The organism is Acinetobacter equi (assembly GCF_001307195.1).
GTDB lineage: Bacteria > Pseudomonadota > Gammaproteobacteria > Pseudomonadales > Moraxellaceae > Acinetobacter > Acinetobacter equi.
The window spans coordinates 3,042,240-3,054,269 of the sequence record NZ_CP012808.1 but is presented as its reverse complement, the minus strand read 5'-3'; the positions used below and the strand labels follow the sequence as shown (position 1 = coordinate 3,054,269).

Sequence of the window (12,030 nt, the reverse complement as noted above, 5' to 3'; positions counted from 1 at the left end):
AAATGTAGTTACTGGTATTCTTGCTACTGATGAAATGGTAGTAATACTTACGGTCTACAAGCAACAAATACTGTAAATGGTAATATTGTTGACCAGACTACTGTTGTTGCAACTGGTATTAAAACTACTGGTGATGTTGTGATTAATGGTAACAAGAGTGTAAGTGATAGTTTGAATCGCTTAGAATCTGGTTTTGCTGGTTTAAGTAATAATGTTTCTGAATTAAACCGCCGTGTTGATGATGTTGAAAAAACTTCTTATCGTGGTATCGCAGTAGCATTAGCAACAACAACAAATTCCTAATATTGGTGCAGGTCAATTTGCTGTATTTGGTGGCGCTGGTCATTATAAAGGTGAAAGTGCTGGGTGCTGTGTTGCAAGTGTATTTGCAGATGGTCGTACTTCTGTAAGTGCTGCTGTAGGTTTCTCTGGCGGTAATGAAGTTGGTGGTCGTCTAGGTGTTGCTTATTTGGCGGTAAATAATATTTACAGTTAATGTGTAAAAATCCTCACTTTTGTGAGGATTTTTTTTGGGAAAAAAATTAATAAAATAATGTGATCTATTTTATATAATAATTTAAATAAGATATTTTTGATTTTTGTGGTGGTGATTTATATGAAATATTTTCTAAATAATGATGTGTTCTAATTTTATTTAATATGCTTAAAGAGCAAGTGATTGTTGATATAGATTGTAAATAAAATCTAATGATATTTGGATTTTGAAGTATTAAAAATAAAAATATGATTAACTTAAATTACATTTTATTTTTATTTAAGTTATTGATAATTAATTAAATACTTTTCATGTTAAAAAAATATAATGTTAAGTTTAATTAAAATAAATCAAATTTAGATTGATTTAATGAGTGCTGTTTGATTATTATTTGCCAAACCACCAAAAAGGTCGACTTTGAAGAGAATCTAAATAATAAATAAAGAGTCCTTTTAAAATCGCTGATTTACATTTTAGTTGAGTAAGTCAGTATTTATATAAAAAATTGGAGTGATTTATGAAGGTTCAGCAGACAGTGTTGGCAATAAGTTTAGGGCTTATTACTTTTCTTTACAAGCAGCAGTTGTGGTTCAAACTGCAAATCCAGTACAAGTAACCGAAGGTCTACATAATAAAAATATTATTTATAATCCTGTGGTTGGTGCTAATAATGTTGCAATTTTAGTACAAGCTCCTGTGTATGGTGAGCTAGCTACAGCAAATTCAACAACCACTGTTCAGTATTATGCAAATAACTATTTACCAACATTAAATATTAATACAACTGATGGTACTCGCTGGATTGGTATTGATTTGGGCTCACAGCAATTAGTTGCAACAGGTCAGCAAGGTAATATATATTAAATATGATGTTTTTAGATATACGGGTCCAAATGGGACTGATGTATATCGTTTTCAAAATCCGATCACAGGTGAATATACGGGTTACTTTGTAAAAGATGGAAATAATTTAGTTCCATATACTGGCAGTGTTGATGCTAGTACTTTAAAAGGTGGTCAGATTGATGGTAGAACAGGTGCAACTGCAGTCACAGGCTATGAAAACAAAGTAGTTAATGGTGAGCATGTACTTTATGGATATCAAGGAACAAGCTTAACTTCTAATGGTGGAGTTGATGGTTATATTACAAATCCAGATGGATCATTAACACGAGTATCTGGTGATTTTGTTAATGGTGCAAATACAGTTACTGATGTGCGTTATGTACAATCTGGTATTTTAGCAAATACAGGTACTTACCTTGCAGGTCAAGCATTAGATCCATCTAAAAATATTTATGGTGTTAGTGCTCGAGACAATGATAATGTCGTAATGATGACTGGTAATGGTGTTGCATTAGCAGATTTATCGAACAAAGGTGTTTTACAAAAACTGACGGTAGTGTTGTGGATCGTAAGTTAGTCAGTAGTACACTCGGTGGTGTTCAAAAAAACACGTGAGTATACGATCAATGGTAAAACTATCATTGAAATTTATAATGATGATGCTGGTCGTGAATTAGCATCTAAGTATTATGAAGTTGCTACGAATGGTTCATTGACTGCTTATTCTGGTACAACTCCAACAGCAGGTACGCATATTCGTACAGGTACAGGAGAATATACTGAAGGTGTTTATGATATTGCAAAAGTCCATAATACTGTAACTAATAAAAATGTTACTTATAAAGAGTCAGTACAAACTGTAAATCAACAAGTTGTTCAGGCTGCGATTACTAATCCAGATGGTTCTACGACAATTCTTAATCAGCAGTTTAATCAAAATCCTATTAAAACGACTGAACAATACGTATCAACTGGTATAATTGGTACAAATGAAGATAAGTCAAACAAATATGGTTTGGAAGTTGTAAAAACTGATGGTGATAAAAAAGAGTCAACAGAAGTTACTGCTTCAGGAATTACAACAACAGGTGTTATTAATGCCGCGGACTACCAAATTGGTGGTGTAAGTATTGTTGAAAATATTAATAAAGAAGTAGGAAATGCTACGAAGCAATTGGATAATAAAATTGCAGAAGTTGATCACGTTTAACACAGTTTAATACAACAGCTACACAATTAAATAATCGTATGGATGAAGTTGAGAAGACTTCATATCGTGGTGTTGCAATTGCTTTAGCTGCGCAGCAACAAATTCCAAATATTGGAGCTGGGCAATTTGCAGTTTTTGGTGGTGCTGGTCATTATAAAGGTGAAAGTGCTGGTGCTGTCGGTATTGCGAATGTGTTTGCCGATGGGCGTACATCTTTTAGTGCTGCTGTAGGTTTTGCAGGGTGTAATGAAGTTGGCGGTCGTTTAGGTGTTTATGTATTTGGTGGTAAGTAATACTGAAGTATAAAGCATAAAAAAATCCCCACATTTTGTGGGATTTCTATATTATAAATGAGATAACAAAAGAATAAGTAAATATTAAATAAGGTGTAAGAATATATAATAATACTTGATATATCACTAATATATGATGTTGGTTTTTAATAAATTTTGAATAAAAATAAGAGGTTATTTTTTATGGTTGACTATTTGGAGAAAAAAATGCTCAAATTTCTGTTAATCAAGAAGAATTAAAAAGCTTTATAGAATGATTATTGAAATGAATGAAAAACTCAAAATATTCAAAATGAAAATGAAGAGATTTATCGACTGCTTTTACAAAAAAGATATAAAACAGTAAGTTAAATAAATGTGATCTATTTTCAAAACATGGGTTTAATTTTAATTGCAGACTATTTTATCTTAATTCATAAAATTGTAATAATTAAAAGTAATGATATGTCATAGAAAATAGATTAGATCTTTTTTGAAGAATATAATTTGTAATGTTTCAAAATAAAGTAATAATGAAAAATTATTTTATATAAAATTATTTATTTGAAACTTATTGATTTTTTACTCAATGTTTAAGCATTAAGTAGTTAAATTGATAAGAAGTAGAAGGAAATACTTTATTAAGCGTGCAATTGTCATATAATTGTCATAATTAAATTGAACAATAAGTGGATTCGTTATCCTCTTTTTTGCTTGCATGAATTCTAATCAAAACCCAGTTGATTCAGCGCATCAGTCGACCGAAATGAAGTCGACAAATGTTCATGTGCCAACGCCAAAGTTTTTTCTTCCAGTGTTTCTTACACTGATTTTCTCTACGTTAATCTATATAGGTATTCAATTATCTAGTGATTTAGCACATGTACCAGCATTAAGTTTGTATTCTTTAGTATTATTAGGAACAGCTTTATTTATTGCTCTTGGTTTTGAGTTTGTAAATGGTTTCCATGACACTGCAAATGCTGTAGCTACGGTTATTTATACAAATGCATTATCTGCTCCTGTTGCTGTGATGTGGGCAGGATTTTGTAATTTTATTGGGGTAATGGTTGCTAGTGGTGCTGTTGCTTACGGTATTATTGCATTATTGCCTGTAGAGCTGATTATGGGGTTGGTTCAGGTGATGGCTCTGGCTTTGCAATGGTTTTTTGCAATGCTTATAGCTGCAATTCTGTGGAATTTAGGAACTTGGTTTCTAGGAATTCCAGCTTCAAGTTCACATACCTTAATAGGTTCGATCTTAGGCGTCGGAATTATGAATTACATTTTGCATTCAGATTTGGGTGCATCAGGTGTTGACCTAGAACAAGTGATTAAAGTTGGTAAGGCATTATTGTTTTCTCCTTTAATTGGTTTTGCTTTTGCTGCTGTTTATTTCTTTTAGTGAAAAAAATATTTAAGAAACAATTAGAGCTTTTTAAGCCACCTGAAGGGAATAAGCCACCACCACCATTAATTCGTGCGATTTTGATTTTTACTTGTACGGGTGTAAGTTTTGCACATGGTTCAAATGATGGTCAAAAGGGTATGGGACTAATCATGTTAATTCTGATTGGTATTGTGCCACTTGCTTATTCATTAAATAAAAATCTAGATCAACAGCACTTGCAGACTTTTGAGAGTCTATCTGCGCAAACCGCGACGATTATTTATCCGAAGCATGAAGAAATGCCAGATCCTCAAGCAAGAGATATCATCACTAAATATATTCAAACTAAGGACATTACACCAGAAGTTGTTCCTGCTTTAGCAAGCTTGACTCAGCATGTAGGTGATAAAATTGGTCATTATGGTGATTGAAAAATATTCCTGAGCATGAAGTTTCAAATTTACGTAATGATATGTACTTAAGTGTTACAGCTTTTAAGCGTTTAGATAAAGCAGAGCAATTGCCTGCAATGTCTAAGGATGATGTAAAGTTGTGAAGGAGTATCGTAATAGCTTAGATTCATTCCTTCAATATATTCCAACATGGGTTAAAGTTGCGACAGCGCTTGCTCTAGGCTTGGGTACAATGGTAGGTTGGAAGCGTATTGTAGTGACAGTGGGGGAACGTATTGGTAAGCAACATATGACTTATGGTCAAGGTATGTCAGCTGAACTAGTTGCGATGTCTACTATCGCTGCTGCTGATGGTTTCGGTATGCCTGTCTCAACAACACATGTTTTAAACTCTGCTGTTGCCGGTACGATGGTTGCAAATAAATCTGGTTTAAATTTACAGATGGTTAAAACAATTTTGTCTGCTTGGATTTTCACATTGCCAGCAACAATTTGTTTATCTGGTGTTTTTATTTGGTTACTGCTAAAAGTTTTCTAATGTTGAAATTTAATGCTTAGATGTTAAAAAACGCTGCAATCGCAGCGTTTTTTATGCTGTAGAATTTTATTTTTTTGTAGAAAATAAATTCTTTAAGGGGAGTTTTTCATTAGCAAAACCATAAAGTGCTGCAAAAGGTAATGCAGTTCTTGCTAAATATGCTACACGCCACAAACCACCATGATTTGCACCACTCATCATAAGTTCGAGAGGATGATTAAGTTTTGTTTGAGGTGCGCGACTGATTTTGAATTACGTAAATCATGAATCCAAAGAGCAGCCATTAACGCATTTGTGGTTTCTGGTTTGAATGCCTCTACATCAAATAGAGATGCACCATTAAATGCAGCTTTAAGTAGAGGGTTTTTAGTAACAGAATGTGTTGTTGTTGAAGGTGCGATATTGATGCTTACCGTTTGACCTTCTGCACGTGCAAGTATTGCGCGCCATTGTTGTAAGCGTTTTGCAAGCGCATAATTAGGTCCTTGTTCTACAACTAAGCAATCTGCTATACCATACGATTTTTGGTCATTTGATTGAATAAGTGCATCATTATTTTCATTAAAGAAATGTTTGAAACTTACTGTTGAAATACTCTTTGTTAATAATTTATTTAGTGCTGAGCGGTTTTTGAATTTTTCATGTGCTGAGGAAATGACTTCTTCAGGTACAGCATATACATCAGTAGGTGTACACATAAACATGAGGCTAGTATTTACTTTGTGCTGGCTTATATATTCCATAATAGCGTCCATTGCCAATGCGACACGGACATGTTTTTCACCATCTAAATAAGCAATTGCAGCAAGATCTAAATGATTTGGATTTTCTAATAGCCAATGAGCGATATCTTGTGTTTGTGTTAAAAGATTAGCACCTAACTTGGTTTTTAATGTTGCCATATCAGTTATATGATTTACATTTTCTTTTGAAGGTGCATAAAGTGTGGCATTACCATTTTGAATTGTTGTGAGAATTTTTTCCCATACTCGTTCATTTTGTAAGTCTACAGCGACAATATTTGCTTTCCATTTTGAAAGCCAGGTGAGGGCCCTGCTTCAGATGCAGCGCCAAATAAAACCATTGTTCGATCAGATAAATCAAGCCATTCAGGATGTGCAATGACTTCACGTAAAGCATCTGCATGGCTAGGTTCAATCGTACCCAAATTTTCCCAAATTTGGATTTGTGTAAGTAACTCACTTCCTTGTAAATTTTTACCTTGATATGGAACGTACCATTCAGGTTGTTTGTCATTTTTACCAGTAAATTTAAAAGTATGTAAAGCATTGTGAGGAAGCGTCATGACATCGGAAAAGGAATGTTTATTTTGATTGTGATAGAAATCAAAAGATTGATGAGCCTTTGTTAATCCATTTTTAGCAATTTCTAAGGTGTATTTGCTATCTTTAATGCCATGTTTAACCAGCGCTTTAAAGTATTTGGGATATTGCTTACGCCAGTTTTTTTCATTTTTTATTTCTAAACTTATTGCAGGATCAATATTAGCTAATGCCGCAGCTATAATATCTTTTCCCATTTGTGATGTGCTGGCTTTATTCGTTTTTGAATGAATAGGAAACTGTAAGCCTTCTAAAGATGATGTCATTGCAAAATAGCTCGTCTACAAATGTAATTAATGTACAGATGTATACATTATCGCTACAAACTTTAGAAATGCGGTGGCAATAGATACCAACTTTTATAAGAGGTGTTTCAAAATTTGTAATTATGATCAATCAATAATATAGTCTAATTGTAATTATTTGATCGTATTTTAAAGGGCTTTGAAATTAAAGCCCTGAGTTTTGAAATATTAGAAAGGAAGTTGAGAAAGTGCTTTAAAGAAATGAGCAGAACCTTTGGTTCAATTAAAATTGTTATTATAACTCCATAAGCAGCCCCCCATAAGTGAGCACTGTGGTTGATATTTTGAATTTCCTTTTTTACCAGACCAAATACTATAAGCAACGTATAAAATAGCAAAAATAATGGCAGGCACTGGAATGAAGAAACAAAAATAAGTTTCCAAGGCTGAAAAAGAATATATGCAAATAAAACGGCAGAAACAGCGCCTGAAGCTCCTAGACTTGCCCATTGAGTATCATTTTTATGTTTTAAATAACTGGGTAAAATCGCAAAAATAAGGCCCACCTAAATAAAAAGTACAAAGCCCATGTCATAGGCATACTGACGGTAGAAACTTTCAATAATGCTTCAAAGAAGAAAAGGGTGAACATATTAAAGAGTAAATGCATACCATCGGCATGAATAAAGCCATGAGTAATAAAACGATCATATTGGCCTTTTTGCATTGCCGGTGGCCAAAATATTAAACGATCATTAAGCGCTGATTTGAAAAGGCTAAAAATGAATAATAACTGTAATAATGATAATCGTTACAGTATGGTTAAAAGGTAAATCAAGCATAAGTAGGAAATCATAAAATTATATTCATGTGTCCAATAATGCCATTAATTTGATGATAGTTTTCAAACTTTATAATTAATTCCAACAAATTTAGTTGATTTTTTTTTATATAGACGCATCTTCAGTTAGAATAGGAACTTCAGATTGAGGAAAATTTGTTATGTCGACTGAAAACACCAGCACTGCAGTTGCAGGAGAAATTCCTAACTTACTCATTACACCAACTGCACAAGAGTATTGAAAGATTTATTGGAAAAACAGAATACACCAGGTATTGGTGTTCGTGTTTTTGTTGAAAATCCAGGTACGCCACGTGCTGAATGTTGTATGGCCTACAGTGCTCCAGACGAAGTAGTACCTACTGACTATAAACAAGATTACCAGATTTTCCTGCATTTATTGATTCACCATCAATTCCATATTTGTTGGATGCAGTGATTGATTACAACAAAGATCGTTTTGGTGGTCAGTTAACATTCCGTGCACCAAACTCTAAAGTGCCACGTGTAGGACCAGATGCATCTATTGAAGAACGTATTACTTATGTTCTGCAATCAGAAATTAATCCAGGTCTGGCTGGACATGGTGGAAATTGTGCATTAGTTGAAGTACTTGATGATCCTGAACATGGTCTAACTGCTGTACTTAAATTTGGTGGTGGTTGTCAAGGGTGTTCTGCCATTGATGTTACGTTGAAAACAGGGTGTTGAAACTACGCTTCAACAGCATATTCCTGAATTAAACGTGTGGTGATCAAACTGATCATAGTCAAGCAGATGGTGCATACTTTAAATAATTCGATATTTTTAATGATCAAAATAGCCTCTTTAAGAGGCTATTTTTTGTTATAAATTTATTACATAGATCACTCATAAATAATAATGAGAATAGTTATTATTATCTATTGCATTATTCTTATTAATATATAAAATGTGCGTCAAAATTTAAACAAAGTTTTCAATTGGGTTGGGGCTAAGCATCTTATGAATAAGCAATTTTTTAAAAGTACACTCACTTTAGCAGTACTTTCTGCAATGACTATTTCCGTATATGCAAATGAGCAGAATACGGATAATTCAACAGAATCATTATGCAGTTGGATACAATTGTTGTAACGACTGCGGGTGGTTATGAACAAAATATTGCAGATGCAGCCGCAACAATTTCTGTAATTACAGCAGAAGAACTTGCAAAAAAATCTTATAGTAATGTCACTGACGCTTTAAAAATGTACCAGGTGTATTTGTACAGGGGGTGGAACAAATCAAACTGTATCCATTCGTGGAATGGGTCGTCGTATACGTTGTATTGGTAGATGGTAAACCAATGAATGATGGGAGTTTATTGACGACAAATGGTGGAGTACAAGGTGCCTCTGTTAATTTCTTACCACCTCTAGAAGCAATGAACGAATTGAAGTCATTCGAGGTTCTGCATCATCGTTATATGGTTCTGATGCGATGGGAGGAGTAATTAATATTATTACTAAAAAACATCAGGATAAAATGACTGCAAGTGTTCGGACAGAATATGTAAAAGCCGCAAGTTCAAATGATGTCAATAGTGATGAGTTTAATACAAGTGTTTATGTTAATACCCCTTTAATGATAAACTTTTATCATTACAAGTCACAGGCGGTTTTCAAAATATTGATGAAAGTCATTTGCAGAGAACAACAACAGAATCTGGGGAAAGTGACCCAAAATTTACTAAAAAGGATATTGGTACAAAGTTTGTATCACGCCAAATGAAAACAATACAATTACAGCGGAATATTCAAATACTCAACAAGAACGTGAGCATAATCCGGGCCTAAGTCTATTGCCTACAGCATCAAGAACGTATTCAAAATTAGATAAAAATAATTATAGCCTTACGCACGAAGGGAAATATGACAAGCTTGTAGTTAACTCATATTTACAGTACGACAAAGATAAAAAACACCTCTATTACAGGGAGAACAATCACGATAACAAATCCAGATGGAACTAAAGTTGATGTGACAAATCCTGGGGAATTAGATTTGAAACTTTGACAGCAAACTCTCAAGGTGCTTATTTCTTTGATAATAATACTTGACTTTAGGTGCAACTTATAAAAAAGAAAAACTTAAAGATGGTACTACCATCAAAAAACAGATATGGCTGGTAAAGTCACTAATTTAGAAAGATACCAATGGTCACTTTTTGCTGAAGATACATGGAATGCAACAAATGATTTAGCTTTAACTTTCAGTGGAAGATATGATCATAATGAATTCTTTGGTAGTAATTTTAGTCCCAAAGCTTATGCAGTTATAACGCAACGGATAATTTAATTGTTAAAGGTGGCGTAATTTCTGGTATAAAGCTCCAAGCTTGAGAAATTCATCTCCTGAGTATATGTTGAATTCAATGGGGGGAGCAATTATTCCAAACCCAGATTTAAAACCAGAAAAAAGTTTACATATGAAGGTGTTTGCTTATAACAATCAAGATTGGGGCTTGAGGGAAGCTTAATGTTCTTCCAAACAGATTTTAAAAATAAAATTACGAGATCATCACGTATTACAGGAATCAAGAAGAGGGAAGTCAATTCTATTTAGATAATCCTAACTTGCCTTATATTCGAACGGCTATACATCAATTATAATGTTGATAAAGCAGAAATTCGTGGAATTGAATTAACAACCGATTATCATATTACAGATACGGTGAAGTATAGACAGTCGTACACATATACCATAGTGAGCAAAAATCTGGTCAGTATGAAGGTAAGCCATTAAATGATATTCCTAAACATATGTTTAATGCTGCTTAGATGGGATGTTACAGATCAAATCTTTTATGGACACAGTTAAATTATAGAGGTGAGACAAGCGGAAGTAATAATGGGTATACCAACACCATCATATACTTTTGTTGATTTAGGTGCCGTTTATAAATATACCGATAATCTGGAGTTTGCTACAGGTGTTTATAATGTTGCCAATAAAAATGTAGTTGATGATGGGAACAGCTATGTTTTAGATGGTAGACGATATAGTGTTGCAATGAACATTAAATTTTAAATAAAAATGGGGCGAATAGCCCCATTTTCACATTTGATTTAAATCTAAATTATTATGGGTATTACATGAAAAAGCAAAATGGCTATGTATTGGATGCACCTTATCCCATATTTTTTTATAAGGAAATGCAGCCGTTATGGTTGAATACAGTATTAAAGTTTTCAGGATTTAATACTATTGATATTGATAAAAAATTTTCATATTTAGAACTTGGTTGTGCAACAGGAATTAATTTACTGGTTTGTGCAATATTAAATCCTCATGGACAATTTATAGGAGTTGATTTAATCAGCAACATATTGAAAAAGCAAAAGGGTTAGCAGCATATTTAGAGATTGAAAATATTGAATTTATACATGGTGATTTTCAAACTTTTTTAGAAACAAATCAGAATCAGTTTGATTTTATTGTGAATCATGGAACATTTACGTGGGTTTCAGCTCAAGAACAAGATTATATTTTGCAAATAGTCGCTAAATTTCTAAAAAATTTAGGGGATTTATTTGCATACATGTGTTATCCAGGTTCTAGTGCCTTACAACCGATACAAAAACTACTCCATTTGGTAGATCAACAAAACAATGAATCTTCTTAAAAAATATTGAAATAGGTAAAACACTATTTCAGCTTTGCATCAAGCTGGAACATTTGTAGATCATCCTCAAATTGAAGCAATAATAAAGTCATTAGAAAATAGTAATTCGTATTTGGTACATGAGTTTTTAACAGATTATTGGCAACCGTTATATAGTGTGACTTGCATCAAAAAGTTTTTAGCGCGACACAGATGAATTATATAGGAAGTGCAATCCAGTTGAAAATGTTGAAAGTTTGAGTATTCCAAGAAATATGCAACAAATTGTTCAGAATCAACAAGCACCTGAATTAAAAGAATATTTAAAGGATTTAGCAAGGAATTCAAAACAAAGAGTTGATATTTTTCAAAAAAACCTGAAGCATTAACGAGTACTGAGCATGTTCATGAAATTGGTAATTTAAAATTTAAGTTGCTGCCGCATGTACCTAAAAATAGTGCTATCACCTTTCATACAAATATAGGTGAAATAAAAGCACCGAAAGAGATTATTTCTGAAGTATTTGGATTATTTGTAAAAAATGAAGCGTATTTTTATGATTTACTGAAATTAAATTACTTTAAGCAGAATCCTATGTTTTTAATTGAAACGATTTTTTTATTGATGAATGAACATTATTTACAGCCAGTCGGAACTAAATCGAAATTGGTGGATGCTAAAATAATTCAAAAATTTAATCATAAAATGCAAGAAGAAGGCAGTCGTTTAAAGATGCTTGATAATACAATTATGCATTTTTAAATTTTTATTTCTAACAATTCAAAATTAAAAGGACTTAAAGGGAAATTAG

22 protein-coding genes and 2 pseudogenes are annotated in these 12,030 nt (G+C 32.9%); 21 read left to right on the top strand and 3 right to left on the bottom strand.

Going from position 1 to position 12,030, the window contains the following annotated elements:
• Nucleotides 1–138: 138 nt before the first annotated feature.
• The 10 genes from AOY20_RS15010 to AOY20_RS15210 all read left to right on the top strand — a co-directional run bounded on the left by AOY20_RS15010 (nt 139) and on the right by AOY20_RS15210 (nt 5,165).
• Nucleotides 139–303: a hypothetical protein gene (locus AOY20_RS15010; RefSeq protein WP_227510346.1), complete on the top strand. Its 165-nt coding sequence runs from the start codon at nt 139–141 to the stop codon at nt 301–303.
• Nucleotides 296–496 (top strand): YadA-like family protein, encoded by a 201-nt coding sequence (locus tag AOY20_RS15005; RefSeq protein WP_335334202.1) that lies wholly within the window; start codon nt 296–298, stop codon nt 494–496. The genes AOY20_RS15010 and AOY20_RS15005 overlap by 8 nt, the downstream gene beginning before the upstream one ends.
• Nucleotides 497–1,006: 510 nt before the next feature.
• Nucleotides 1,007–1,360 carry a hypothetical protein gene (locus tag AOY20_RS14375; protein WP_054582498.1) on the top strand — a complete coding sequence of 118 codons (354 nt, stop codon included), beginning with the start codon at nt 1,007–1,009 and terminating at the stop codon, nt 1,358–1,360.
• On the top strand, nt 1,329–1,919 hold the full coding sequence (locus AOY20_RS14370) for a hypothetical protein (protein ID WP_054582497.1): 591 nt from the start codon (nt 1,329–1,331) through the stop codon (nt 1,917–1,919). The genes AOY20_RS14375 and AOY20_RS14370 overlap by 32 nt, the downstream gene beginning before the upstream one ends.
• A gap of 15 nt (nt 1,920–1,934) precedes the next feature.
• The gene (locus tag AOY20_RS14365; RefSeq protein WP_144424791.1) at nt 1,935–2,552 is read left to right on the top strand and encodes a hypothetical protein; all 618 of its coding nucleotides are present in this window, start codon (nt 1,935–1,937) and stop codon (nt 2,550–2,552) included.
• A 38-nt stretch (nt 2,553–2,590) separates the two neighbouring features.
• Complete coding sequence (locus AOY20_RS14360) at nt 2,591–2,845, top strand: YadA-like family protein (RefSeq protein WP_054582495.1); 255 nt, start codon at nt 2,591–2,593, stop codon at nt 2,843–2,845.
• Between the two features lie 697 nt (nt 2,846–3,542).
• On the top strand, nt 3,543–4,229 hold the full coding sequence (locus AOY20_RS15225) for an inorganic phosphate transporter (protein ID WP_417855632.1): 687 nt from the start codon (nt 3,543–3,545) through the stop codon (nt 4,227–4,229).
• Nucleotides 4,229–4,645 (top strand): inorganic phosphate transporter, encoded by a 417-nt coding sequence (locus AOY20_RS15220; RefSeq protein WP_417855630.1) that lies wholly within the window; start codon nt 4,229–4,231, stop codon nt 4,643–4,645. Before AOY20_RS15225 ends, AOY20_RS15220 begins: the two co-directional genes overlap by 1 nt.
• Nucleotides 4,642–4,770 carry a hypothetical protein gene (locus tag AOY20_RS15215; protein WP_417855628.1) on the top strand — a complete coding sequence of 43 codons (129 nt, stop codon included), beginning with the start codon at nt 4,642–4,644 and terminating at the stop codon, nt 4,768–4,770. Before AOY20_RS15220 ends, AOY20_RS15215 begins: the two co-directional genes overlap by 4 nt.
• On the top strand, nt 4,767–5,165 hold the full coding sequence (locus tag AOY20_RS15210; RefSeq protein ID WP_417855626.1) for an inorganic phosphate transporter: 399 nt from the start codon (nt 4,767–4,769) through the stop codon (nt 5,163–5,165). Before AOY20_RS15215 ends, AOY20_RS15210 begins: the two co-directional genes overlap by 4 nt.
• Nucleotides 5,166–5,231: 66 nt before the next feature.
• Here the strand turns inward: AOY20_RS15210 and AOY20_RS15205 are convergent.
• The 3 genes and pseudogenes from AOY20_RS15205 to AOY20_RS15060 all read right to left on the bottom strand — a co-directional run bounded on the left by AOY20_RS15205 (nt 5,232) and on the right by AOY20_RS15060 (nt 7,423).
• Nucleotides 5,232–6,774, bottom strand: a pseudogene (locus tag AOY20_RS15205) (hypothetical protein).
• A 143-nt stretch (nt 6,775–6,917) separates the two neighbouring features.
• The gene (locus AOY20_RS14345; protein ID WP_250636018.1) at nt 6,918–7,319 is read right to left on the bottom strand and encodes a rhomboid family intramembrane serine protease; all 402 of its coding nucleotides are present in this window, start codon (nt 7,317–7,319) and stop codon (nt 6,918–6,920) included.
• Nucleotides 7,283–7,423, bottom strand: coding sequence for a hypothetical protein (locus tag AOY20_RS15060; RefSeq protein ID WP_250636019.1), 141 nt, complete (start codon nt 7,421–7,423; stop codon nt 7,283–7,285). The genes AOY20_RS14345 and AOY20_RS15060 overlap by 37 nt, the downstream gene beginning before the upstream one ends.
• A gap of 332 nt (nt 7,424–7,755) precedes the next feature.
• Between AOY20_RS15060 and nfuA the strand changes: the two are divergent.
• The 11 genes and pseudogenes from nfuA (at nt 7,756) to AOY20_RS14970 (ending at nt 11,981) form a co-directional block, all read left to right on the top strand.
• Nucleotides 7,756–8,391: pseudogene (gene nfuA, locus AOY20_RS14340) on the top strand (Fe-S biogenesis protein NfuA).
• 187 nt (nt 8,392–8,578) lie between these two features.
• The gene (locus AOY20_RS15100; RefSeq protein ID WP_257720061.1) at nt 8,579–8,710 is read left to right on the top strand and encodes a hypothetical protein; all 132 of its coding nucleotides are present in this window, start codon (nt 8,579–8,581) and stop codon (nt 8,708–8,710) included.
• Nucleotides 8,686–8,910 (top strand): hypothetical protein, encoded by a 225-nt coding sequence (locus AOY20_RS14335; protein ID WP_054582494.1) that lies wholly within the window; start codon nt 8,686–8,688, stop codon nt 8,908–8,910. The genes AOY20_RS15100 and AOY20_RS14335 overlap by 25 nt, the downstream gene beginning before the upstream one ends.
• A 97-nt stretch (nt 8,911–9,007) precedes the next feature.
• On the top strand, nt 9,008–9,346 hold the full coding sequence (locus tag AOY20_RS15105; RefSeq protein ID WP_081403409.1) for a TonB-dependent receptor: 339 nt from the start codon (nt 9,008–9,010) through the stop codon (nt 9,344–9,346).
• A gap of 389 nt (nt 9,347–9,735) precedes the next feature.
• A complete protein-coding gene (locus tag AOY20_RS14695) occupies nt 9,736–9,912 on the top strand; it encodes a TonB-dependent receptor domain-containing protein (protein ID WP_144424790.1) in 177 nt (58 codons plus the stop codon).
• A 40-nt stretch (nt 9,913–9,952) separates the two neighbouring features.
• Nucleotides 9,953–10,093: a hypothetical protein gene (locus AOY20_RS14790; protein WP_158320004.1), complete on the top strand. Its 141-nt coding sequence runs from the start codon at nt 9,953–9,955 to the stop codon at nt 10,091–10,093.
• A 371-nt stretch (nt 10,094–10,464) separates the two neighbouring features.
• A complete protein-coding gene (locus AOY20_RS14325; RefSeq protein ID WP_054582492.1) occupies nt 10,465–10,644 on the top strand; it encodes a TonB-dependent receptor in 180 nt (59 codons plus the stop codon).
• Between the two features lie 65 nt (nt 10,645–10,709).
• Complete coding sequence (locus tag AOY20_RS14985) at nt 10,710–10,964, top strand: class I SAM-dependent methyltransferase (RefSeq protein ID WP_227510344.1); 255 nt, start codon at nt 10,710–10,712, stop codon at nt 10,962–10,964.
• Entirely contained in the window at nt 10,943–11,239 is a 297-nt protein-coding gene (locus tag AOY20_RS14980; protein ID WP_227510407.1) for a class I SAM-dependent methyltransferase, read from the top strand. The genes AOY20_RS14985 and AOY20_RS14980 overlap by 22 nt, the downstream gene beginning before the upstream one ends.
• A gap of 254 nt (nt 11,240–11,493) precedes the next feature.
• Nucleotides 11,494–11,607: a hypothetical protein gene (locus AOY20_RS14975; RefSeq protein ID WP_236762033.1), complete on the top strand. Its 114-nt coding sequence runs from the start codon at nt 11,494–11,496 to the stop codon at nt 11,605–11,607.
• 44 nt (nt 11,608–11,651) lie between these two features.
• A complete protein-coding gene (locus AOY20_RS14970) occupies nt 11,652–11,981 on the top strand; it encodes a hypothetical protein (protein ID WP_227510343.1) in 330 nt (109 codons plus the stop codon).
• Nucleotides 11,982–12,030: the final 49 nt, after the last annotated feature.